The 23,095-nt window shown below is 72.3% G+C and carries 22 protein-coding genes; 8 read left to right on the plus strand and 14 right to left on the minus strand.

The window, feature by feature from the left end:
- Positions 1-14: 14 nt before the first annotated feature.
- Positions 15-1,358: a DUF1049 domain-containing protein gene (locus tag IT293_01955; GenBank protein MCC6763402.1), complete on the plus strand. Its 1,344-nt coding sequence runs from the start codon at positions 15-17 to the stop codon at positions 1,356-1,358.
- Positions 1,359-1,410: 52 nt separating this feature from the next.
- On the opposite strand, the gene IT293_01960 is transcribed toward IT293_01955, so the two are convergent.
- Positions 1,411-2,616, minus strand: a complete 1,206-nt coding sequence (locus tag IT293_01960; GenBank protein ID MCC6763403.1) for an ArsA family ATPase — start codon at positions 2,614-2,616, stop codon at positions 1,411-1,413.
- On the minus strand, positions 2,616-3,560 hold the full coding sequence (locus IT293_01965) for an ArsA family ATPase (GenBank protein MCC6763404.1): 945 nt from the start codon (positions 3,558-3,560) through the stop codon (positions 2,616-2,618). The genes IT293_01960 and IT293_01965 overlap by 1 nt, the downstream gene beginning before the upstream one ends.
- 662 nt (positions 3,561-4,222) lie before the next feature.
- Here IT293_01965 and IT293_01970 point away from each other — a divergent pair.
- A complete protein-coding gene (locus IT293_01970) occupies positions 4,223-5,122 on the plus strand; it encodes an alpha/beta hydrolase (protein MCC6763405.1) in 900 nt (299 codons plus the stop codon).
- Between the two features lie 47 nt (positions 5,123-5,169).
- Here the strand turns inward: IT293_01970 and IT293_01975 are convergent, their stop codons facing one another.
- On the minus strand, positions 5,170-5,784 hold the full coding sequence (locus tag IT293_01975; GenBank protein MCC6763406.1) for a LuxR family transcriptional regulator: 615 nt from the start codon (positions 5,782-5,784) through the stop codon (positions 5,170-5,172).
- Between the two features lie 66 nt (positions 5,785-5,850).
- Between IT293_01975 and IT293_01980 the strand changes: the two genes are divergently transcribed.
- Positions 5,851-6,363, plus strand: a complete 513-nt coding sequence (locus IT293_01980) for a hypothetical protein (protein MCC6763407.1) — start codon at positions 5,851-5,853, stop codon at positions 6,361-6,363.
- Positions 6,364-6,389: 26 nt separating this feature from the next.
- On the opposite strand, the gene IT293_01985 is transcribed toward IT293_01980, so the two are convergent.
- Positions 6,390-7,154, minus strand: coding sequence for a histidinol phosphate phosphatase (locus tag IT293_01985; protein ID MCC6763408.1), 765 nt, complete (start codon positions 7,152-7,154; stop codon positions 6,390-6,392).
- A gap of 57 nt (positions 7,155-7,211) precedes the next feature.
- On the opposite strand from IT293_01985, the gene IT293_01990 reads away from it, so the two are divergent.
- On the plus strand, positions 7,212-7,715 hold the full coding sequence (locus IT293_01990; protein MCC6763409.1) for a PaaI family thioesterase: 504 nt from the start codon (positions 7,212-7,214) through the stop codon (positions 7,713-7,715).
- Positions 7,712-8,560, plus strand: coding sequence for a fused MFS/spermidine synthase (locus tag IT293_01995; protein MCC6763410.1), 849 nt, complete (start codon positions 7,712-7,714; stop codon positions 8,558-8,560). The genes IT293_01990 and IT293_01995 overlap by 4 nt, the downstream gene beginning before the upstream one ends.
- Positions 8,561-8,600: 40 nt before the next feature.
- Here IT293_01995 and IT293_02000 read toward each other — a convergent pair whose 3' ends face one another.
- From IT293_02000 to fabF, 4 genes are all read right to left on the minus strand, one after another.
- Positions 8,601-9,509: an alpha/beta fold hydrolase gene (locus IT293_02000; protein ID MCC6763411.1), complete on the minus strand. Its 909-nt coding sequence runs from the start codon at positions 9,507-9,509 to the stop codon at positions 8,601-8,603.
- A gap of 3 nt (positions 9,510-9,512) precedes the next feature.
- Complete coding sequence (locus IT293_02005) at positions 9,513-9,956, minus strand: hypothetical protein (GenBank protein MCC6763412.1); 444 nt, start codon at positions 9,954-9,956, stop codon at positions 9,513-9,515.
- A 91-nt stretch (positions 9,957-10,047) separates the two neighbouring features.
- Positions 10,048-10,629 carry a Uma2 family endonuclease gene (locus tag IT293_02010; GenBank protein MCC6763413.1) on the minus strand — a complete coding sequence of 194 codons (582 nt, stop codon included), beginning with the start codon at positions 10,627-10,629 and terminating at the stop codon, positions 10,048-10,050.
- 69 nt (positions 10,630-10,698) lie between these two features.
- Entirely contained in the window at positions 10,699-11,973 is a 1,275-nt protein-coding gene (gene fabF / locus IT293_02015) for a beta-ketoacyl-ACP synthase II (protein ID MCC6763414.1), read from the minus strand.
- Positions 11,974-12,041: 68 nt separating this feature from the next.
- Between fabF and IT293_02020 the strand changes: the two genes are divergently transcribed.
- On the plus strand, positions 12,042-12,581 hold the full coding sequence (locus IT293_02020) for an O-acetyl-ADP-ribose deacetylase (GenBank protein ID MCC6763415.1): 540 nt from the start codon (positions 12,042-12,044) through the stop codon (positions 12,579-12,581).
- Here IT293_02020 and IT293_02025 read toward each other — a convergent pair.
- Together IT293_02025 and IT293_02030 are read right to left on the minus strand one after the other, a co-directional pair.
- On the minus strand, positions 12,571-13,137 hold the full coding sequence (locus IT293_02025; protein MCC6763416.1) for an acyloxyacyl hydrolase: 567 nt from the start codon (positions 13,135-13,137) through the stop codon (positions 12,571-12,573). The genes IT293_02020 and IT293_02025 overlap by 11 nt on opposite strands.
- Before the next feature lie 20 nt (positions 13,138-13,157).
- Entirely contained in the window at positions 13,158-13,553 is a 396-nt protein-coding gene (locus IT293_02030; protein MCC6763417.1) for a hypothetical protein, read from the minus strand.
- Positions 13,554-13,790: 237 nt separating this feature from the next.
- Here IT293_02030 and IT293_02035 point away from each other — a divergent pair, with 237 nt between their 5' ends.
- Positions 13,791-14,558 (plus strand): acyltransferase family protein, encoded by a 768-nt coding sequence (locus tag IT293_02035; protein MCC6763418.1) that lies wholly within the window; start codon positions 13,791-13,793, stop codon positions 14,556-14,558.
- 15 nt (positions 14,559-14,573) lie between these two features.
- Here IT293_02035 and IT293_02040 read toward each other — a convergent pair whose 3' ends face one another.
- A complete protein-coding gene (locus IT293_02040; protein ID MCC6763419.1) occupies positions 14,574-18,566 on the minus strand; it encodes a VCBS repeat-containing protein in 3,993 nt (1,330 codons plus the stop codon).
- Positions 18,567-18,794: 228 nt separating this feature from the next.
- On the opposite strand from IT293_02040, the gene IT293_02045 reads away from it, so the two are divergent.
- Positions 18,795-19,949, plus strand: coding sequence for a hypothetical protein (locus IT293_02045; protein ID MCC6763420.1), 1,155 nt, complete (start codon positions 18,795-18,797; stop codon positions 19,947-19,949).
- A gap of 104 nt (positions 19,950-20,053) precedes the next feature.
- Here the strand turns inward: IT293_02045 and IT293_02050 are convergent, their stop codons facing one another.
- The 3 genes from IT293_02050 to IT293_02060 all read right to left on the minus strand — a co-directional run bounded on the left by IT293_02050 (position 20,054) and on the right by IT293_02060 (position 23,092).
- Positions 20,054-21,316: a sulfate adenylyltransferase gene (locus tag IT293_02050; protein ID MCC6763421.1), complete on the minus strand. Its 1,263-nt coding sequence runs from the start codon at positions 21,314-21,316 to the stop codon at positions 20,054-20,056.
- A 136-nt stretch (positions 21,317-21,452) separates the two neighbouring features.
- Positions 21,453-22,325, minus strand: coding sequence for a hypothetical protein (locus IT293_02055; GenBank protein ID MCC6763422.1), 873 nt, complete (start codon positions 22,323-22,325; stop codon positions 21,453-21,455).
- Positions 22,322-23,092 (minus strand): energy-coupling factor transporter transmembrane protein EcfT, encoded by a 771-nt coding sequence (locus IT293_02060; GenBank protein ID MCC6763423.1) that lies wholly within the window; start codon positions 23,090-23,092, stop codon positions 22,322-22,324. The genes IT293_02055 and IT293_02060 overlap by 4 nt, the downstream gene beginning before the upstream one ends.
- Between the last annotated feature and the right edge of the window lie 3 nt (positions 23,093-23,095).

The raw sequence follows: 23,095 nt of genomic DNA on the forward strand, positions 1-23,095 counted from the left end.
GGAACGACTCGTCCGTGCTCCGACTCACCATCCTCCTCGCGACGATCGCCGCCGCCCTGATCGGGGTCGGTTGGCTGCTGCACCTGAATCCGGAGTCCGTAACCGTCCGCTTCAGCGCGACCCGGGAATGGACGGGACCTTTGCCGCTCGTGCTGCTCTCGGCGTTCCTCGCGGGCGCAGCGGTGACGTTCGTCGGGTCGCTCGTGCGCGCGAGCCGGACGGCCGTGAGCGGCTGGCGCGCCGAGCGCCTCGCGCGCCGGCAGCGCCGCCAGCAGGTGCGCAAGGAGCAGGGCCTCTCCTTCGCGTGGCTTGGCGAGACCGAGAAGGCGCGGACGTCGCTCGCGAAAGCGCTCCGCGACGGCCCCGACGACCTCGCGGCGTTCCTGATGTTCGCGCGCACGTACCTCGACGAAGGCGACTTCCGCGGCGCGCGCACGGTGCTCGAGGAAGGGCTCGATCGGCGCGGCCCCGATCCGAAGCTCCTTCTCTTCCTCGCCGAGGCGCAGCGCGGCGGCGGCGACGACGCGGCGGCGATCGAGGCCCTCGAGCGCGCGCGCCGCGCCGATCCCGCGAGCCCGCGCGTCCTGACCGCACTGCGCGACGCCTACACCGCGCTCGGCCGCTGGCGCGACGCCGGTCGGGTCCAGGAAGCGCTGCTGCTCGTCGCGCGCGACGCGGCGACGCGCGTCGAGAGCGAGCGCGCGCTCGTCGGCATGCGGTACCAGAGCGCGCTCGAAATCTCCGAGCCCGCGGCGCGCATCGCGGAGCTGCGCGCCGTCCTGCGCGCGCACCCCGACTTCGAGCCCGCTGCCGTGAGCCTCGGCGACGCCCTCCTCGCGGCCGACCAGCCGCGCCAGGCCGAGCGCGTCTGGCGGCGCGCGGTGCTCCGCGGCGGGCGCGGCGGCGCCCTCGAGCGGCTCGAGCGCCTGCTCGCCGGTGGACCGCGCGCGCACCGCCTCGACGTCTTCACACGCCGGCTCCTCCGCCGCCGCCCCGACGACGGCACCGCGCGCCTCTTTCGGGCGCGTCAGCTCATCCGCACCGGGCAGCTCGACGAGGCGGGTGCGGAGCTCACGCGCATCGGTCCGCCCTGGAACGGGCTCGCCGGGTATCACGGGCTCCTCGCCGAGCTGCACGTACGGCGCGGCGCGCAGGAAGACGCCGTGCGCGCGTTCCGCCACGCGCTCGCGGCCTCGGCGAGCGGCGTGTTCCGCTGCCAGGTCTGCGGCGCCGAGGCCGAGGAGTGGCGCGGCTACTGCGAGGGGTGTCGCAGCTGGGACAGCTACCGCTCGAGCTACGAGGCCGCGGGCGCCACGCTACGGACGCCGAGCGGCGCGACGCTCCCGGCCGGACGCTGACTCGTCCGGCGCGCCGGCGCGTCGACCGCGAATCGCCGCCGCGCGCCGCGACTCAGTCGCGGGTGCGGCGGCGCCGCCGCGTGGCACGGGGCGGGACGCCATCCGCGGATCCGAACAGGTACGCGTGCATGCGCGTCAGACTCGCGAGGTCGTGGACGTCGGTGTCGAAGTTCGGCACCGTCACGAACGGCACGCGCCGCGAGAGTCCCGCCCGGAACTGCTCCATGCGGATCGCCTCGCCGCGCGCGAGCAGCTGGTAGTCGACGAAGTTCGACGCGAGCCACCCGACGTGCGCGCCGGCGACACCGGCGTCGACGAGCGCCGTGCGCACGAGATCCTCGTCGAGCCGCGTCACCGTGCCGCCGGGAAACGTATCCGGATCGGCGGAGAGCTCCTCGTGCACGCGGTTGAAGACCACCCCACCGAGCGGCATCCGCATCGACCGCATCCGCTCCGAGAAGAACTCCGCCTCCGTCAGCACCTGCTCCTCGGGGCCAGTGACCAGCACGAACGCGGTCGTCGGCGCGCGCAGGATGTCGTGGATGACGTCGGTGCGGGCAGTGAACGCGTCGAACATACCGCTCATGGCGGAGAAGAAGTCGCTCACCTCCGCGAGCGCGCTCACGCCGGTCGCCTCCTCGAGCTTCCGGAAGAGGAATCCGACGGTCCGGTTCATCGCCTTCGCCGCAGCCCAGCCCTGGGAGAGGTACGGCATCAGGAACCAGCGCACGACCTTGCGATCGAGGAAGTCGCGGATGCGCTCGGGGGCTTCGAAGAAGTCGAGCGCGCGCTTGGTCGGCGGCGTGTCGAGGACGACGAGGTCGTAGGCGTCGCTTTCGCAGAGCAGGCAGAGCTGCTCGATCGCCATGTACTCGTGCGAGCCGGCGAAGTTCTGCGACAGGTTGAGATAGAAGCGGTTCTGGAGAATCCGCTCGCGCACCTCGTCCGACGGCGCGTGACGCGCGACGAGCCGGTCCCACGCGTTCTTCTGGTCGAGCATCATCGCGGCGAGCGAGCCGCGCACCGGCCGTCCCCTCGTCGCGAGCAGCGCGGGATCCACCTGCCGCGGCTCGTCGCCGAGATCCGCGATGCCGAGCGAGCTCGCGAGGCGGCGCGCCGGGTCGATCGTGAGCACGACGGCCCGCCGCCCGGTGAGCGCACCCCAGAGCGCGATCGTCGCCGCGGTCGTCGTCTTGCCGACGCCGCCGCTGCCGACGCAGACGACGACGCGGTGGTCGCGCACGAGGCCGGCGAGCATCAGGCGAACTCCCGGCCCGGCTCGGGAGCGAGCTGCCGGCGCGCGTTCGCCATGAGGGCGCGCACCTCGGCGAGGCCGAACTCCTCCGCGAAGAGGAACGGCAGGAGCACCGTCGGCATGGGCACCGCCTCGTGCAGGCGGTCGAGGTAGCGGCGGTTGATCGCCGCCCAGCCGGCCTCCTCGCGCGCGCAGCGCAGCACGTCGGCGACGAGCGGCGACGCTCCGTCCGGCGCGGCCGGCACGGCGTCGGGGGCCAGCGGCGCCGTGTGCACGCGGTTCACGAAGAGCACGCCGAGGGGCATGCGCAGGCGGTCGCGCAGCTGGTGGTACATCTCGGTCGTCTCGGTGACGGGCATCTCCTCGGCGGTGGTGACCGGACAGACCGCGGTGCGCTCGGGGTCAGCGAGGAGCTCCATCACCTTCTGCGCCTCGCGGCGAACGAGCCCGGGCCCGAAGGCCTCGGCCGCCGCGCTCGGCATGCGGAGGCACTGCAGCACGTGGCCCGTCGCCGGCGCGTCGACGACGATCACGTCCCACTTCCGGCGGCCCTGTACGACGAGCTGCTCCTCGTACCAGATCTTGCCGACCGTCATGAGCTCCTTGAGCCCCGGCGCCGCGGCGACGAAGTGGTGGTAGAGCTTGCTCTCGACGACCATCTTCTGCACGCGGCGGACGGGGAGCACGAGCCCGAGATACTCGCTGAGCGCGGACTCGCCGTCGACGGTGAGCACGCAGAGGTTCGGCAGCGCCTCCACCATGCCGGCGTCGTTGGTCGGGAGGTCGAGGAACTCGGCGAGGCGCCGGCTCGACTCCAGTTGCGTGAGGAGTACGCGCTTCCCCTCCTCCGCGAACGCGACCGCGAGCGCCGTCGCGACCGTGCTCTTCCCGACGCCGCCCTTCCCGACCACGAAGATCACGCGACGACCCGCGAGCGCTCCGAGCATGACGCGGCGACGGTAGGGCACCGGTCCCCGCGTGGCAAGTCGCGCGCCATCGCGACGCATGCCGGCGCGTCGGCACCGCGCGAGCAGTCCGTCCGACGGCGACGCGCGGGTCGTGACTCGCTCGTAGCGACGCACCGGAGCCTCGGTCTGCCGCGAGCGGCCTTTCGATCGGTGTCGCCGGCGGGTGGGTCCGGGATCGCTTCTACGGTCGCCGGGTCGCTGCCACCCGGCGCGTAGAGCCCGCCGGAGTTTCTCCGCCTTGCGCACTACGCGAGCTGCGGCTCCCCGAAGCGATCCCGGACCCACCCGCCGGCGATCCAAGCTCACACGGAGCTCGGCGGACGCGCTCGCGAACGCGCCGCTCACGTCGCTGCGCGGGTAGCTGCGCTCCGAACGCGGTCGGCATCGAACCCGATGGCTGCAGCAGGCGGGCGGGTCGGGGGTGGCTCCGGGGAGCGGCAGCTCGCTTGACCGAAACACGGCGTGGCTGCGGCGGGCTTTATGCGCTGGGTGTCAGGAACCCCGCGACCGTAGGAGGCACCCCCGACCCGCCCGCCTGCGGCCACCGCTTTCGGTTGCCTGACACGTGGAAGCATCCGGAGGCGCGACCGACGCGCGCGGGATCCTGGACACGTGCGACCGCGGCGTGGCAAGGCCGACGCATGGCGAGCCCCGAGTTGCGGACGGTCCTGGATCTCTTGTCGGCGAACCCCCTGCTCGGCGAGCGTCCGGCCGAGGAAATGCGCGCCGGACTCGAAGCGATGGCGGGCGGCTTTCCGCTCGAGCCCGACGTGCGGGTCGAGCCGATGCGGGTCGGCGCCATGGCGGCGGAGTGGATCACGGCGCCTGGCGCGTCCGGCGATCACACGATCCTCTACCTCCACGGCGGCGGCTACGTCGTCGGCTCGCTGAACACGCACCGCGAGCTCGCCTCGCGCCTCGGCCGCGCCGCGAACGCGCGCGTGCTCACGATCGACTACCGCCTCGCCCCCGAGCACCCGCACCCCGCCGCCGTCGACGATGCGGTGGCAGCCTACCGCTGGCTTCTCGCGCAGGGCCTCGCGCCGGAACGCGTCGCGATCGCGGGCGACTCGGCCGGCGGCGGCCTCACGATCGCGACGTTGCTCGCGCTCCGCGATCGCGGCGGCGCGCTTCCGAGCGGCGGCGTCTGCTTCTCGCCGTGGGTCGACCTCGAGGGAACCGGCGAGTCGATGGACACGATCCGGAACGACCCGATGTTGAACCGCGCGCTCATCCTGCACTTCGCGCGCTTCTACCTCGGGGGCGGCGCGATCGACGCGCAAACGCCGCTCGCGGCGCCGCTGCACGCCGACCTTCGCGGCCTGCCGCCGCTCCTCATCCAGGCGAGCCGGCACGAGGTGCTGCGCGACGACGCCGTCCGCATCGCCGACAAGGCGCGCGCCGCCGGGGTCGCCTGCGAGCTCGAGCTCACCGACGAGGTGCCGCACGTATGGCAGATCTTCGCGAGCATCCTGCCCGAGGGACGCGAGGCGATCGCGCGCGCCGGCGCCTTTCTGCGCCGCCGCCTCGGCGCGGCATAGGGCGAGCGCGGGGCGCCGACACGAGCCCTCGAGGCCACCCCCGGCGGCTACTTCGCGCCCGAGCTGCGGTTCGAGCCCAACCGCGGCACCAGCAAGTCTTCGAGGAAGAAGGCGGCGAGGTCGGCGCGGCCCTCCAATCCCGCTTTGGCGTAGAGAGCGCGCGCTTGCTGGCGAACGGTGGCTTCGCTGACGTTGCGGATGGTGCCGATCTCCTTGTGGCTGAGGCCTTTGAGAAGGAGGAGCGCCACCTCTTTCTCCGCGGGTGAGAGGCCCCAGCGGTCGAGCTGGCGGTCGATGGCATCGGCGAGGCCGGCGATCAGATCACCGGCCTCCTGGCGCCAGCGCGCCGCTTCCTGCTCGGAATCGACGAGGCGGCGGGCCAGGCGATCGGCGTGGGCGGTGAGCGCACGGTGCTCCGAGGCGAGCGCCCGGACGCGCGCCACCATCCAGACGCTGCCGACGAGGCCGACGACGACGACACCCCCCTCGACCACGAGGTGGGCGAGGCTCACCGCCGAACCGGCGTCGCCGGCGAGATCGACCGCGGCGAGCAGCGCGACGGCCCCGAACAGCACCGCGAGCGCCGCCGTGGAGCGCCGCTCGCGTACGCCGGACGGCGGAGTCACGGCCGCCAACGCCTCGGATTCGCTTGCATACGACATTCGTTCAATGGACGGCCTCGCACGACGGATGCATGGTCGGTGCATCTCTCGAAGGAGGTCAGTGTCATGGATCAGCTCTTTTTTCACCCCAAGGTCGTGCACCTGCCGATGGCGCTCGCGGTGCTGATGCCGCTCGTGTCGGCGGGGCTCCTCGCGACGTGGTGGGCCGGCCTGCTCCCCCGCCGCGCCTGGCTCGTGGCCGTGGCGCTGCAGCTGGTGCTGGTAGGGAGCGGCGTCGTCGCGCTCCGGAGCGGCGAGCACGAGGAGGAGCGCGTCGAGCGGGTCGTCGCCGAGAAGCTCATCAAGGCGCACGAGGAGGCGGCCGAGGCGTTCGTGTGGAGCGCGGGGGCGATCCTCCTCCTGCAGCTCGCCGCGGCGGCGCTGCGGCGCGAGGAGAGCGCGCGTGCGGCGGCCGCGGCCGCGGTGGCGGGCACCCTGCTCATACTCTTCCTCGGCTACCGCACCGGAGAGGCCGGCGGCCGGCTCGTGTACCAGCACGGCGCGGCCGCGGCCTACACGTCGGGATCATCCGGCGGCGCGGACGGCTCGGCCGCGAGCGCCGCCCACGACGACGACTGAACGCAGCCGCTCTTGTCGCCTGCCGGCTACCGGAGCGTCGCCAGCACCTGATCGCGGAGCGCCGCCGGCATCGCGAGCGCCGAGCCGCCGTAGATCGTCGGCGTCCCGTCCCAGGCGCAGAAGCAGCCGCCGGCCTCCTCGACGATCGGCTTCACCGCCGCCGCGTCCCACGCGTTCATCAGCGGATCGAGCATCACCTCGGCGCGGCCGGTCGCGACGAGCGCGTAGCCGTAGCAGTCGCCCCAGCCGCGGTGGCGGGCCGTCGCGCGCAGCAGAAGCTCGAAGCCTGCGTACTTGTCGCCGAAGTGGCGCGGGCTCGCGTCGCTCGTGCAGATCGTCGCGCCGGCAAGCGCGGTCGCGGCAACGCGCGCCGGCGCGCCGTTCGCGAAGGCGCCCTGCCCGCGCACCGCCCAGAGCGTCTCGCCGAGCGCCGGCAGCGCGACGACGCCGAGCACGCACTCGCCGCGGTCCTCGAGGGCAACCAGCACACCCCAGAGCGGCACGCCGCGGATGAACGACTGCGTGCCGTCGATCGGGTCGATGATCCAGCGCCTGCCGCTCGTGCCGCTCGCTTCGCCGAGCTCCTCGCCGAGGAAGCCGTCCGCGGGAAACGCGCCGCCGAGGACGGCCCGGAGGCGCTCCTCGGCGCCGCGGTCGGCGAGCGTCACCGGGCTGCCGTCGGCCTTCGCCTCGACGGCGAGCCGCGTCTTGAAGTGACCGAGCGCGAAGCGCCCGGCCTCGTCGGCGGCGCGCCGCGCGGCCGCGAGCTCGTCGGCGTACGGTAGGGACATGGGCGCCAGGCCATAGCACGCGGTTGCATCTGCCGGCCATGCCGCCCAGAGTGCGGCATGGCCGACACCGCCTCGCCGCCGCTCGGAAGCGGCGACCACGGACGCGAGTTCCCGCCGCTCCCCGCGGAGAGGCGGGCGGCCATCATCGCGAGCTTCAGCGCCAGCAACCAGCGCTACTTCTCGGGCACGATGGGCTTCGTCGTCGTCGACCTGCGCGCGGGCTACGCGCGGCTCACCGCCGACAACACGACGGCACACCAGCAGCCGGCCGGCGTCATGCACGGCGGCGCGAGCTTCGGCCTCGCCGACACCGCCGTCGCGGCCGCGCTCTTCACCATCTACGGCTTCGAGCAGTTGCTCCTGACGATCGAGATGAAGATCAACTATCTCGAGCCGATCCCGCCGGGCGAGGTGATCGCGGAGGCGTACGTCCTGCGCTCGAGCCGCCGGAGCGCCTACGCCGAGGTCGACATCTGGGCCGCGGGCAAGCTCGCCGCCCGCGCCACGACGACCTACATGGTCAAACCCCTGCCCGCGGCGGCACCGTCGGGCGCGGCGTGACCGTCGCCCTCCTCGACGTCGCCAATCCGTTCGGTCCGACGGAAGCGCGCCTGCGCCTGCTCGAGCCCGCCGACGCGGATCGCGACGCCCTCGCGGCCCGCCTCCGCGACGGCAGCTATGACAAGCCGTTCCTCGCCGAGGACGGCCGGACCCGCGCGCTCCACTTCTGCTGGAGGTACGTGCAGAGCCGCATGCGCCTCGACGACCCCGTCGCGCTCCAGATGTCGTACACGCGCGCGATGACGAGCTTCTTGTTGCTGCACCCGAACCCGCGCAAGCTGCTCTTGCTCGGCCTCGGCGGCGGCTCGCTCGCGAAATTCTGCCATCGCCATCTGCCCGAAGCCCGCATCGTCGTCGTCGAAAGCCATCCCGACGTCCTGACCCTGCGCGAGGAGTTCGCCGTGCCGCGCGACGACGGCCGCTTCCGGGTCGTCGCGGGCGACGCCGGCGCGTACGTCCGCACGTGCCGCGATCGCTACGACGTCGTCTTGCTGGACGCGTTCGACCGCCGCGGGCTCGCGCCCGGGCTCGATCGGCTCGAGTTCCACGACGCGCTGCGGTCGCGCCTCCATCCGAACGGCATGATGGTCGCCAACGTCGCCGGCCCGCGCGCCGAGCGGAGCCGCCACATCGACCTGATGCGACGGGCATGGGGCGGAGCCATTCTCGTCCTCCCGGTCGAAGAAGACGATGATGACGTCGTCTTCGGCTTCTGTGATCCCGGCTTCGAGCCGCGCTGGCGTTGGATCGAGCGTCAGGGAGAAGCCCTGGGGCGCCGCTACGGAATCGAGTTTCCCGCGCTCGCGCGCCGGCTGAAACGAAGTCGCCGCGCGCTGGTGGTCTAGCGCGGACGCGCCGGCAGACGAGCGGACCACGCGCGGCTCGTCACGCCGGCATGCTCGCGGCGTGGCCCCGAAGAAGCGCGCGCCGCTCCCGCTCGGAGAGGTGGGCCGGCAGGGTCGTGTCGACGAAATCCTCGAGGCAGGTGAGGAAGCGCTCCGGCGCTTCGACGTGCGGGAAGTGCCCGACTCCCGGGAAGATCTCGAGGCGACTGCCGGGAATCGCGGCGTGCGCGGCGTGGGCATGCGCCACGGGGATGAGCGCATCCTCGGCCCCCCACACGATCAAGAGCGGCGCATGCGACGCGAGATACAGCCGATCGACCGCGCTCACGGCTTGCCCGCCCGGATCGACGACCGCACGCAGCGTACGGAAGAAGGGGGCTTGCGCGTCGTGATCGGCGAGACCGGCGTAGCCGCGCCAGATCTCCTCGAGCACCGGACCGGCTCGCAGCCCGAGCCCGGCCAGCCACGCGCCCGTGCGCACGCCCGCGGCCCGCAGCCGGGGCGAGCACAGGAGCGGCAGCACGTGGTCGGCTCCCGGGAGGCTCAGCAGGCGGAGGAGCGTGCCGACCTCGCGGCCGAGGCCGCCGCTCGAAACCAGCACCAACCGCTCGCAGTACGCCGGAAACTGATAGGCGAGTTGCATCACGACACCCCCGCCGAGCGACTGGCCGACGAACGTCGCCCGCTCGTGGCCGAGCGCGGACAGCAGATCGTGCAGCAGGTTCGCGTGCCCGCTGATCGAGTATTCGCCGAGCGGCTGTTTCGACGAGCCGCCGTGCCCCGGGAGATCGGGTGCGACGACCGTGAAGCGACGCGCGAGCGCCGGCATCAAACGCGACCACGTTCCCGAGTTGCCGGCCATGCCGTGGACCAGGAGCACGACCGGTCCTTCGCCGGCGGATCGGTACGCGATCGTGTGTCCGTGCAGCCTGACGGTACGAAGCTCCATCGATCACCCCTCCTTCGAAAGAGCGGCGAGGCACTCGCGACACAAGAACGCGCGGGACCCGGGCCGCTCCCCGACGCCGATCGCCGCATGACTGCCCTTGCGCAGCACGGCGTTGCAGCGGCCGCAGACGGCGTTCAGGTTGAGGACCGCCTCCTGCCAGCCGAGCACGACGTCGTCGCCGCCGGCATCGCGAGCGGCCGTCCCTCCGCGGCGCGCCGGGCCCGCGCGCGGCGCCGGAGGGTCCTGCCCGCCGAGCGCCAGCGCCACGTTCGTACTGTCGGCGACGATGTCCTCGACGAGGCCGAAGGTATTGAGCAGGACGTGGCGGACGATCGTCGAGACCGACATGCCGAGCGCGCGCGCGCGCTGCTTCAATTGGTCATCGAGCGAGGGCGGAACGCGCGTATGGAGGACCCGCTCTTTGCGCTCGTCTTTCTCGTCACCCATCTGAACGATGCCCGTACTCGAATGTGACACATAATGCAATCGTCGTGACACACGCCGACACGACAGCTCTCGGCGCCCGGAGACGGGGCGATCATCGCAACGGGTCGCGGTAGAGCGCGTCGACGTCGAGCGTGACGCCGAGCGCCCGCAGCTCGAGCCGCATGCCGCGGCGCGCCTCGACGAGCTCCCACGCGCCGGCGTCCGTCCGCCGGAACACCTCGATCAGCGGCGCGCGTTGGCTCACGAGCACGTACTCGCGGAGCGACGGGATGCAGCGATAGGTCGCCGCCTTGGCGCCGCGATCGTAGGCTTCGGTCGAATCGGAGAGCACCTCGACGATCACGGTCGGGTTGACGACGGCGTGCGGATCGTCGGGCAGCGTGTCCGGTCGATCGCAGACCACGGTCACGTCGGGATAGGTGGCGAGCTCGGTCGTGAGGTCGGTCGCCTGGATGCGCACCCGGAGATCCGAGCTGAAGACGCGGCAGCGCTTGCCGCGCAACTGCAGCGTCAGCTCCGCAGTGATCGCGGCGGCGAGGCCCGCATGCTCGATCGTGCCGCCGCTCATCGCGAAGACCTCGCCGCGGATGAACTCGTGCTTCACGTCGGCGACGGCTTCGCGGGCAACGTACTCGGCGTAGGACATGCGCTCGCCGGGCGCGCGGTGGCTCATGGGACGAACGTAGCCGTAGACCGGCCCGGGGTCGAGGCTATTCGTATCCCCTCGAGAGCCGCGTCGCTCCTACTCACCCCAGCGCCGGAACACCAGACACGCGTTGGCGCCGCCGAAACCGAACGAGTTCGAGAGCGCGACGGTCGCGTCGGTGGCGCGCGCCTGGTTCGGAACGTAGTCGAGGTCGCAGGCGGGGTCCGGCTCCTCGTAGTTGATCGTGGGCGGGAGCCGGCCGCGCTCGAGCGCGAGCATGGTGTAGATCGCCTCGATGCCGCCGGCGGCGCCGAGCGTGTGCCCGGTCATCGACTTGGTCGAGCTCACGGCGAGGCGATCGGCGTGCGCCCCGAAGACCTTGCGGATCGCCTCGGTCTCGCTCGCGTCGTTGTACTCGGTGGAGGTGCCGTGGGCGTTGACGTAGCCGATCGCCTCGGGCGCGACCCCGGCGTCGGCGAGCGCCTGCTGCATGCAGCGCGCCGCGCCCTCGCCGCCCGGCGCCGGCGCGGTGATGTGGAACGCGTCGGCGTTGGCGCCGTAGCCGACGATCTCCCCGAGGATGCGGGCCGCGCGCGCGCGCGCGTGCGCCAGCGACTCGAGCACGAGGATGCCGGCTCCCTCCGCGATGACGAAACCGTCGCGACTGCGGTCGAACGGACGGCTCGCGCGTTCGGGCTCTTCGTTGCGGGTCGAGAGGGCGCGCATGGCGATGAAGCCGCCGAGGCCGAGGCCGCAGAGCGCGGCCTCCGCGCCGCCAGCGATCACCGCGTCCTGGTAGCCGTCGCGGATGTTGCGGAACGCCTCGCCGACGGCGTTCGCCCCCGACGCGCAGGCGCTCGTCGGCGTGTAGTTGATGCCGCGCGAGCCGAAGCGGATCGAGATCTGCCCGGGCGCCAAGTTCGCGATGACCTTCGCGACGAAGAACGGCGACACGCGCCGGAGGCGGCTCTCGAGGTACAGCGTATGGAACTGCTCGATCGACTGCAGCCCGCCCATGCCGACGCCGACGATCGTGCCGACGCGGTCGGCTTCCTCAGGCGCGATCTTCCAGTCCGCCTGGTCCATCGCCATCTGCGCGGCGGCGACGGCGAACTGGATGAACGGATCCATCTTCTTGATCTCGCGCCGCTCGATCCAGTCCTCGGCGACGAAGTCGCGGACCTCGCCGGCGATGCGGGTCGGGAAGTCGGCACACTCGAAGCGGGTGATCGGGCCGATGCCGGAGCGCCCGGCCATGAGCGCCGTCCAGTTCTTCTCGACGCCGGTGCCGAGAGACGTGACGAGGCCCACGCCCGTCACAACGACCCGCCGCTCGTCGCCCTGTGCGCGATTCCCCACGAGCCGCGGCATGCTAGGAAGCACCTCCTGGGGAGTCAAGGTCGTGGAGATGCGCGGTGCGTGACGGACGCGAGACGACGATCGGCGGGTGTCGGCTCACCCTCGGGCGGGGTGACCTCACGCTCGCCGCCGTCGACGCGATCGTGAACGCGGCCAATCATTCCCTGCTCGGTGGGGACGGCGTCGACGGCGCGATCCATCGTAGCGGCGGTCCCGAGCTCCTCGACGCGTGCAAGCACATCCGCGCGACCCGATGGCCCGACGGCCTCCCGACCGGCGAGGCCGTGCTCACGACCGCCGGACGCCTCGTCGCGCGCCACGTCATCCACACCGTCGGCCCGGTCTACAGCCGCAAGCCCGAGGTTCCGGGGCTGCTCGCGGCCTGCCACGCGAACAGCCTGGCGCTCGCGGCGTCGGCGGGAATCCGTACGATCGCCTTCCCCGCGATCTCGACCGGCGTCTACGGCTACCCGGTCGAGCTCGCGGCGCCGATCGCGCTCGGCGCGACCGCCGCGCACCTCGAAGCGCATCCGGGAGCGCACGACGAGGTGCGCTTCGTCCTCTTCGACGCGGCGACACTCGCGGCCTTCGTCGCCGCGCTCGCGGCCCTCAGTAGGTAACGGTCACCCCGGCGCAGAAGATGTTGGTGTTGAGCCCGGGGTTCACCTCGTCCTGACCCGCGTTCGAGATGTGGCGGAAGCGGTAGCCGGCCGTGACGCCGACCCGCTCGGTCACCGGGATCTGGGCGCCGATCGCGCCGTTCACCGAGAAGAGGACGCGCGAGCTCAGCGAGAAGTTCTTGAGGTCGTTGTACAGCATCCCGACCCCGACCTCGGCGTACGGCTGCACCCAGGGTCGCACCCAGCGCCAGCGGAGATACGGCCCGCCACCGAGCTCCATGGCGCTGTTGGTCTCGTAGAAATGGGTGAAGATGCCTTCGATGCCGAGGCTCACGGCCCCCGGCGTCTCGCTCTCGCTCACCCAGACCATCCGGCCGAGGCGCGGCATGAACGTCACCGCCTGGGAGTTGTTGGTGACGCCGAAGAGGTAGCCCGCCTGAAGCCCGACGTCCCAGTCGCCGAAGACGGGCGGGTCGGCGGCGCGCACGGCGGTCGCGCCCGCGGCGAGGAGCAGGATGGCGGCGAAGAAACGGAGGATGATCACGGGCATCGGCATGGCGACGCTCATTGCCGCGTCTACTGCTCCTTGGTCGCGCGCAGCACGGGTTGGCAGTCGTCGGCGCACGACGCGTTCGGGTCTGGCGCCGCGGCGGGACGATGGAGCACCGCCTTGCTGGGCGCGATCCGGATGCGCCGTTTCCCTTCGCCCGGCGCGACGGCCGCCGTGCCGTCGACGATCAAGCTGTACCCGCCCGGTTCGGCGGCCGGATAGAGGAGCGCTACCGCCGGCCGGCTCGCCGCGTTTTGCGCGCTCCGAGCGCCGACCTCGGCGATGAGCAGGTCGCCCTCCCATCCGAGCGCGACGTGCACCGCGTGCGGCCGGGCATCGTCCGTGACGGTCAGGAGGTAGGCGCCGCCCACACGCTCGGCGATCGCCGCGCGCAGGCCCTCGAGAGCAACGGGAATGGTCATGGCTCCGGCGTAGCGCGCCCCCCGGGGTTTTGCGAGGCCGGGAACACGCACCACCGCGGTTCCCCCGCCTGGGAACGAGAGCGCCCGACCGGGCGCCGTTTTCCCGGCCGTCCGGCGGCGGCGCGCCTGGCACGCCCCCTGCTGCCGCTTCGAGGGGTGACGAGCGCCGCCGTCATCGGTCACCGCCCGACCCGCCCCGAGCTCGCCGCCGCGAAGCTCCTCCTCGAGCCGTGGCGCATGCTGACCTCGCCCTGCTTCTACGGGGTGAGCCGGGTGCCGCGCGACCGTCCGGTCCTTCTCGTCGGCAATCACACGCTGATGGGGCTCCTCGACGTCCCGCTCATGGTCCTCGGGCTGCACGAGCGGACGGGGATCGTTCCCCGCTCGCTCGGCGACCACGTACACTTCCAGGTGCCGCTCTGGCGCGACCTCCTGACCCGCTTCGGCGCCGTCGACGGCACGCGCGCGAGCTGCGAGGCGCTCATGCGAGCCGGCGAGTCGATCCTCGTCTTTCCCGGCGGCGCGCGGGAAGTCTTCAAGCACAAGGGCGCGCGCTACCGCCTCCTCTGGAAGGACCGGGTCGGCTTCGCGGTGCTCGCGATCGCGCACGGCTACCCGATCGTGCCGTTCTCGGCCGTCGGCGCCGAGGAGTGCTACGACATCCTCGTCGACAGCGACGACCTCCGACGGACGCCGCTCGGAACCCTCCTCGACTGGCTGACGCCCCGCGCCGACGAGCTACCGCCGCTCGTGAACGGGCTCGGGCTCCTGCCGCGGCCGCAGCGCTTCTACTTCCGCTTCGAGACGCCGATCGAGACGACGCCCTGGGCCGGACGGAGCGCCGACCGCGACGCGTGCCTCGAGCTCCGCGCCGTCGTAGCGGCCGCGGTCGAGCGCGGCATCACGGCGCTCCGCCGGACGCGGCGCCGCGACCCCGAGCGCGCGCTCGGCCTCAGGATCGCGCGCGAGCTCCGCGGCAAGGGACCAGGCCGCCGCCGGCGATGAGGCTGGCGGCGCGGCTCACCGACCTCCCTTGCACACCTCGCTCTGCCCGCCGCTCTTGGCCGCGCACGGCAGCGTGGCGGCGAAGCAGTCGTCGCCGACCCGCACCAGCGTCGTCCCCTCGGGCGCCGCCGAGCCCGTGGCGTCGATGCCCGCGACCGACGCCGTCACCTTGAAGCGGCGGCCGTCCTTGCTCGTCACCCGCACGCTCAATGTTCCGCCCCCGGCCGCCGGGCCGCGGTACTTGAAGCCGTGGCGGATCGGCGGGAGACCGGCCGCGACGGTCGCGTCCGCGACGGTTGCCGACCCCGCGAGCCGGAGCTCGAACGGCTCCGTCTCGAAGTCGAGGGCGTTTCCGGCGAGCACGAACGTGCCCCGCATACGCAGGCTGTCGGTGCCCGCGTTCGCGCGGTTCTTGAGACGCGTCGATTGGAGATCGAGCGTCCAGACGCCGGCGTCGCAACCCGCCGGCGTGAGCCCGGCGGGCACGCCGGAGCCGAGCGCGCCGGTCCGTTGCCGGTCGTGACGGAAGCCCTGCCAGCGCACTGCGCGCGCCGACGCGGCGCCGGGCGCGTCCCACACGTAGAGGAATCCCTCACGGCTCGCGGTCGCGACCTCGAGCAAGCCGTCGCCGTCGAGGTCGCCCGCGACCGGGATCGGGATCATCCAGCCGTTGGTGAACTTCGGCCAGCCGACCGGCTGAGCGCCGAGGTGGTTCACGGCGTGCACGAAGCCGCCGCCGCTTCCCTGCACGACCTCCGGCACGCCGTCGTCGTCGAGGTCGAAAACCGCCGGGTTCCCGAAGAACATCATGTCCTCGATGATGCGCGGGAAGGTCGCGACCATGTGACCCGTCGCCGTCCGCCACGCCGAGAGCTGATGGTCGCCCGGCTCCTGCCGGCCAGGCGCTTGCTGGTCGACGAACTTCGTCGTGCCGATCGTGCCGGCTATCACCTCGAACCGCCCATCGGAGTCGAGGTCGGCCAGGCTCGGGCTCCCGAGGAGCGCGAGGCTGATCGGAAAGTCCGTCGACTCCGCCTGCAGCGGACGTGCCAGGCTCACGTCGTAGTCGAGCGTGACGTGCGCGCCGTTCGAGGCGATGCCGTAGTAGGACGAGCCGTCGCCGCGCAGGACGTAAACCGGCCCGTTGTTGCCCTGCACGACGACCTCGGCGATGCCGTCGCCATCGACGTCGCCGAGCACCGCGCCCTGGGTGACGCCGTGCGCGACCGTGGGCAGCAGGTCCTCGCTGAAGAGCGCGATCTTCACCGGCCAGCCCGGCAGATACGGCCCCGCCGGATTGCCGGCGACGCGCGGACTGAGACTCCCCTCGTGGTCGATCGCGTAGAGCCGGCCGTTCACCGGATCGAGCCCGGCGACGCCCGCGAAGAAGGAGAGCTCCACGTTGGCGTCCTCGCCGCGCACGTACTCCTCGTTCGTGCCCTGCACGATCTCGAGGAAGCCGTCGCCGTCGATGTCGCCGATCGCGGGCGCGGCGACGATCTTGGTGCCGCGCGAGCCGCGCGGCTGGCCGCCGACCAGGTCCCAGGCGACCTTGCCGGTCATCGGATCGACGGTCGTGACGGTGCGATCCACCATCAGGATCGGGAAGCCGGGTTGCGGCGTGCCGTCGGCGCGCCACACGTACAGGTGGCGGTCCGAGGCGCCGATCACGATCTCGAGCGTCCCGTCGCGGTCGAGATCGGCGAGCGCAGGCGTCGCGAGGAAGCCGGGATCGAGGCGGTTCGCCTCGTCGCGGATCGCCGGAGCGGAGAACGCCGCCGTCGTGCTCACCGGAAAGCCGGCGCGCCGCGTACCGTCGGCGGCGAACACGTAGAGCTTCCCTTGGGTCGAGGCGACCACCACCTCGAGCGCGCCGTCGCGGTCGAGGTCGCCGACCGCAGCCGAGCCGAGGATCGACTCGCGCACGGCGCTGCTCACCGCGCCGCTCGTGAAGCCCGCCGAGCCGGTGTGCAGCACGTCGAGGTCGGTCGTGGCGGGCCAGCCCTGCAGGTCGCTGCCGTCGCCGCGGATCGCGTGCACCTCGCCCGCGGCGGTCGCGAGCACCACGTCGAGGGTGCCGTCGCCGTCGAGGTCCGCGAGCGCCGGGGAGCTGTCGCCCGACGCGTGCAAGACGCGCGGGAAGCCGGGGTGGAGATCGGGATCGTGGAACACCGCCACGGCGCGCGTGTCCTCGCCCACGTTGCCGAGGTCGTCGACCACCCTGAGGCGCAGCGTCACGTTGTAGACTTCGTCGAACCGGTCGCGATCGGCGACCGGCAGCGTGACCGCATCGAACGCGCAGTCCGCCGCGACCGCCGCGATGGCCCACGTCCCGAGGATCGCCTCGTCGATCGGCGCCGCGGGCGTGCCCGTCGCGATCAGGTGGCCCGCCCGCGCGTACTCGCTCGCGACCGGGTCGACGCCGCAGCCGTACTCGAGCGTGTAGGTGTAGGCGTTGGCGCGGCGGTGCGCGGCGGTCGAGCCGGTGATCGTCACCATCGGCGTCGCCGTCGGATCGAGCGTGTGGAACCAGCCGGGCGAGGCGAGCTCGGCCTCGGGCGGGATCGTCGTCGCCGAGAGCGCCCGCACCGCCCGGTCGGCGTTCACGCGGCCGTAGCCGAAGTACTTGTCCCGGCCGGGATGGGTCGGGAAGCGCGTCGACACGAGGTCCGAGAGGAAGCCGAACTTCACCGACGGCGACGTCGAGAGCGCCAGGTTGCCGCTGAAGTCGATGTCGTCGGCGGTCGCACCGAGAATCTGCTTCACCTCGTTGGCGGAAAGCGCCGTGCCGGTCACGGGATGGTTCGCGAGCAGGCCCGCGTCGACGAGGTTCCGCGCCCGCGACACGATCAGCGCCGCGATGCCGGCGCCGCGCCCGGTCGCCTCCGACGAGCACGAGTTCGACGGCACCGAGACGTGCACGTTGTGCGCGCCGTAGTTCGTGCAGCCGTTCAGGAGGAGATACGTGTCGTTCTGGACGAAGGTCCCGTCCTCGGCGCGGATCGAGTTCACCGGGATCGTGTGCTCGTAGTTCGACGGCCAGTTGTGGTGGTAGGACTCCTCGTCCGCCGCCGACGCGATCACCGGCACGCCGCGCGCGTAGGCGTAGTCGATCGCGTCCTGACCGAACGCGGTATGGTCGAGCGCGCCGTTCGCCTCCTGGATCACGGCGGCGCCGCTGTCGACGGCGAAGACGACGCCGCGCGCGAAGTCGTTCACCTCCGAGACGAAGCTGTCGCTCACCTTGATCGGGATGAAGGTCGCGTTCGGCGCGGTGCCGACGCCGCCGCCGTTCGCCGCCTCGGCGGTCGAGTCCTCGGCCTCACCGGTGCCGTGCCCGTAGTGCACGTCGTCGTAGGGATCGTTGTCGTCTTGATGGAAATCCCAGCCCGCGATGTCGTCGACGTAACCGTTCGCGTCGGCGTCGGTGCCGTCGGAGAAGGCGCGGAGCAGATCCTGCGGATCGACGATGCCGTTGCCGTTCGCGTCGACGACGCGCGAGTCCCCGGCATGCGTGCCGTCGGCGCGGTAGTCGCGGACGTCGAAGACGCCGTCCTCGTTGCGGTCGTATCCGTTGCTCGTCGACTCCGGGAGCGGCAGCTCCGCCGCGTGCAACCGCACCTTCGTCGCGAGGTCGTTCATCGCGCCCCCGTCGCTCCAGTCGAGGCCCGAGTCGAGGATCGCGATCACGACGTCGGGGCGGCCGGTCGTCACCTGCCACGCCTTGTCGACGCTCGGTCCGCGCACCCCGAAGAGCTCCTGCGCGGTCGCCGGCACGGCGGGGTCGACGAGGCTCGAGAAGCGGAAGTTGTTCGGATCGAGGTCGGACGGCACCGTCGGCGGGACGGTCGTCGGCAAGAAGAGGTAGGAGGCGAAGTCGGTCGGGTCGGTGCAGCTCGCGGCGAGCGGGCCGCCGCACTTCGGGTAGGGGAACTCGGCGCGCGCGTCGAGCGGCGCGAGCAAGACCGCGACGAGGAGCGCTGAACGGCTGAGGGAACGGTTCGGCATCGGGGGCACCTCGCTTGGTCGACGGCCGCGCGAAGGACGCGGAACGCGGGACTCGACGTGTAGCGCCGCGTGAAGTTGGCTGTAAAGCGATTTCGTCGGCGGGCACGCCGTCCTGTCGCACCCCGCCCCAACGGCGCGCGGCGAGCGTCCGGCGGCGGACGCCGGCCCGAGCCTGGCGGCGCCCGGGCGGCTGCGCTACGACGGCGCGGACCGCGAGCCCGCACGCGCATGAGTCCCCCGCCGCCGCCCGACCGTCGCCGTCGCCTCGCGCTCGCGTTCGTCGGCTGGAAGGTCCTCGGCCTGCTCGCGCTCGCGACCGTCGTGCCGCGCCTGCGCTGGGAAGGGGCCACGGGTCTCGCCGCCAGCACCGACCCGCTCCGCGCCTTCTACAACTGGGACGCCTTCCACTACGTCCGCATCGCAACCGACGGCTACGCCGCCCGGGAGACGCACGCCTTCTACCCGCTCTTCCCGATGCTGCTCCGCGCCGTCATGGTCCCGTTCGGCGATGCCGCGGCCGCGGGGATCGCGCTCACGACGCTCCTCACGGCGCTCTTCGCGGTCGTCTACTGGCGCTTCGCGCGCGACCTCCTCTCGACGCGGACGGCGACGGTCGCGCTCGTCGCGTGCCTCGCGCTGCCGAGCGCGTTCTTCCTGCACTGTCTCTACACCGAGTCGTTGTTCCTTCTGTTGCTCTTCCTCTTCCTCGGCGCGTTCCTACGCGCGTCCTGGCTCGCCGCGGCGATCGCCCCCGCCCTCGTGCTGACGCGCGGGCAGGGCCTCTTCGTCGGCCTCGCGGTCGGCCTCGTCTTCCTCGGCGAGCTGCCGCGCCTCTGGCGCGAGCGCGACGCGGCCCGTGCGGCCTATCTCGTCGGCGTCGGCCTCGCGTTCGTCGCCGCGTTCGCGGGCTTCCTCGCCTGGGAGCGCTCGGCGTTCGGCGACCCGTTCGAGTTCGTGAAGGTCCAGGCGCTCTACTGGCCGGCGTTCGAGAACTCGATCCTCAACAGCCTCGATCCGCGCCACGTTCTGGTGGTGCTCTTCACGCCGCCCCGCGACCTGAACGGTCCGGCTTTCGGCGTGATCGACAAGCTCGCCATCTTCGCGAGCCTCGGGCTCGCTCCCGCGGTGTGGCGGCTCGATCGGCGGCTCTTCGCCTTCTACTTCTGCCTCGCCTGGTTCCCCGCCACGATGGGCACCGGCGGCTCGTACTTCCGCTTCTTCCTGCTGCCGTGGAGCATCGCGGCGCTCGCGGTCGCCGACCGCCATTGCGCGGCCGGCGCGACCAGCGCGCGGCGCCGCCTGGCCGTCGCGGCCGCCGCCCTCGGCCTCATCCTGCAGTGGGGCTTCTCGCTCCTCCATGCCGGTCACCGCTGGGTCGGCTGAGAGGGCCCGCGCGCCGCGCGGTTACCGCCCGGGCGCGTCGAGTCGAGCGATGCGCGCCACGCCCGCCGCGACGCGCCACCGCTCGAATCCTTCCGCCGACCGGCTCAGCTCATGCCCTTCATCGCCTCGGCCAGGATGCGCGACGTCGACGGCCGCATGATGCGCGGGTCGACTTCCTTCCCTTCGGTGAGGGTCTTCCGCACGTCCTTGCCGGAGATGAAGACGGGCTTCTCGTTCGGGTGGAGATCCATGAGATCGACCCGGCCGGCCGACTCGTAGTACGCCGCGAAGCCCACCTTGAGCGGCCTGATCCGGAGATCGCCGCCGAGCTTGCCGAAGATCTCCTGCGCGTCGAAGTCGCCCCAGATCGCGGTGCCGTCGTAGTACGGAGCGTCGGCGTGCTTGCGGCCGATGACGATGTCGGTGAAGCCGAAGTTCTGGCGGTAGATGCCGTGCATGACGGCTTCCTTCGGCCCGCCGTAGAACATCTTGATGTCGAGGCCGAGGAGGATGACGCGATCGGGCACGGCTTCCTTGCGCGGCCCCCACAGCGCCTGGTCGCTATCGCCCTCGCCGAGCGACCGGTTCGCGATGAGCGCCTCGTAGGTGCGCATGCGGACGCGCGCGTTCACGTCGTCGCCCTTGGTCTCGCCGATCAACGGATTCAGCACGGCGCCCGCATCGTGGCCCTCGCGGACGAGCGTCTCGAGCCCGTAGACGAGCGCGTACTCGTGGGCGCGGTGCAGCGGGTTGCGGGTCTGGAACGCGACGACGCGCTTCCAGCCCTTGGCGGCGACGAGCGCGCGCACCTCGCGCGGCGAGAGCACGTACTTCCCGAACTCGGCGTCCTTCGGCTGCGGCAGCACGCGGATCGTTCCGCCGACGAGATGCGTCTTGTCGGCGTCGCCCTTCAGCACCATGTCGGCGCCCGGGTGATCGGTGCGCTCGGTGCCGTAGACGCTCTTGATGTACTTCATCTTGTCCCAGGCGAAGACGTCGCTGATCTCGAGGCGCGCGACCGGCGTCCCGGCGGCGTTCGCAAGCGCCACGACCTGCCCCTTCTTCAGCGTCTTCGCCAACGCCTCGGTCACCGGGAACGCGAGGGGGATCGTCCAGGCGTAGCGCTTCCCGGCGCGCTCGATGAACGCCTGCTCGAGCACCTGCACGTAGGTGGCGCCATCCATCGGTCCGGTGAGCGGCGAGAGCGTTCCGTCGCCGAAGCGGTAGACGGCCGAGAGGTCCGCGTCGGACACCGGCACCGTCGGGAGCTTCGCGAGCTCCGCCTTGAACGCGGTTTCCTCCGCGGGCGGAACGGTCAGATCGAGGGGCTCGGCGAGACCGCCGTGAGCAGGGACGAGACTGGCCATGAATGGAGATCCTTTCTTCTGGGCGGCGATAGTGGGCGGCGATGCGTTCGGCGGTGCTCAGCCGAGGTCGGCGGCCGGAATCCGCGGAGCCGGCGACACTAGCGCAGCAGACGCGAGCGGGCAACGACCCGGGCCATCATCGCTGGCGTGGTTTCGCGATCGTCGAACCATCGCAGGCCCCTTCCCAGAGGGCGGCGGTGAGGACGGCGGCGTGGCCGAGCTGGGCGGCCATGACCTCGCCGAGATCGGCGTGCAGGCGGCGATAGTAGAGGCGCGAGCCGACCTTGGTACCGCGCGCGGCGGTGCGGTCGGCGGCGAGCACCGCGTCGATCCGCTCGTAGGCCTGCTCGAGCGCCGCGAAGAGCGCGCCCTGCGCGCCCTCGGGAGCGATCGCACGGCGCGGGGCGACCTGCCACGCGCGCCGCGTGTACTCGCCCAGGTTCTCGTCCACGAGCTCCGCCTCGACGCGCCGGTGCACGCCGCGCTGGCCCGTCTCCCGACCGTCGAAGTTCTCCGTCGCGTGGAGCGGCATGGTCGCGTCGGCGGCGTAGTGCGCGAGGTGTCCGGCCGTCCGTCGCGCGGCAGCGACGTCGCCGCGGCGGAGCTCGTCGCGCAGCCGACGCGCGACGCTCGCGCCGTACCACGGTAGCGTCCCCTCGCGCTCCACGGTCTTCCGTCCGAAGCGCGCCTCGGCGGCGCCCAGGTCGCGCGGCAAGGCGCGAAACGGCGGCGGCCCGTAGTGGTCGAGGTTCAGGAAGTGGCGCACGCCCTCGCGCCGGCCGTCGCGCCGCTTGAGCACCGTGTCGGGCTCGACCGCGGCGTCGCCGAGCGCCTTCCGCGGCGCGGCGCCGAGCGCGGGACAGCGCGCGCGGACGAGCTCGGCCGCGCGCGTCGCGACCCAGCGATGCGCCGCGAGCCCCCACGCCGACGCGTCGGGCGGCGCCGCGAGCGCGAGCAGAGACGCGGCAACGAGCCCCGTGGCCGTGCGCACCGCGATCCGGCCCCTCATTGCGCCACCAGCCGACCGATGCCGGCGACCCGCAGCGCGACGACCGCCGCGGTGATCGCGAGGCCGACGCCGAGCAGGAGGAGATCGCCCGCGTCGGCGCCCGGGCGCGGCAGCGACGTCCGCGGCCGGCCGGCGCTGAACCCGCGCACCTCGAGCGCGAACGCCATCTGGTCGGCGCGCCGCAAGCCGCCGATGAACACCGGCACGATCACCGGCACGTAGCGCGCGAGGCGCGCCGCGACGTTGCCGGTCGTGAAATCGAGGCCGCGGCAGCGCTGCGCGTCGCGCACGGCGAGCGCGGCGTCGAGGAACACCGGCACCAGGCGAAACGCGAGCGTCAGCACGAAGCCGGCGCGGTACGGGACGCCGAGGCGCGAGAGCGCGAAGGCGAACTCCTCGATCGTGGTGGTGGCGAGGAAGACGAAGCCGGTCGCGAGGAAGGTCTCGAGTCGGAGCGCCATACCGAGGCCGTAGCGGAACGCCACCCAGCGATCGACGGGGGCGCCAGCCGTTGCCGGGTAGAAGACCGTCCAGATGATCGTCGTGAAGACGAACACCGGAATCAGCAGCCAGCGCATCCGATACAGCACCGGCAGCGCCCGCGCGCTCGCGGCGACGGCGAGCGCGAGCGCGAGGAGCAGGCCGAGCGGCGCCGGGTGATCGAGAAGGAACGCGGCGACGAACAGCAGCGCGAGCACCAGCACCTTCGCGATCGGATGCCGGCGATGGAGCCAGCTCGGCTGGTCCAGGTGGAGCGAGAGCGCCATCGC

This window comes from Deltaproteobacteria bacterium, from assembly GCA_020848745.1.
Lineage (GTDB): Bacteria > Desulfobacterota > Binatia > UTPRO1 > UTPRO1 > UTPRO1.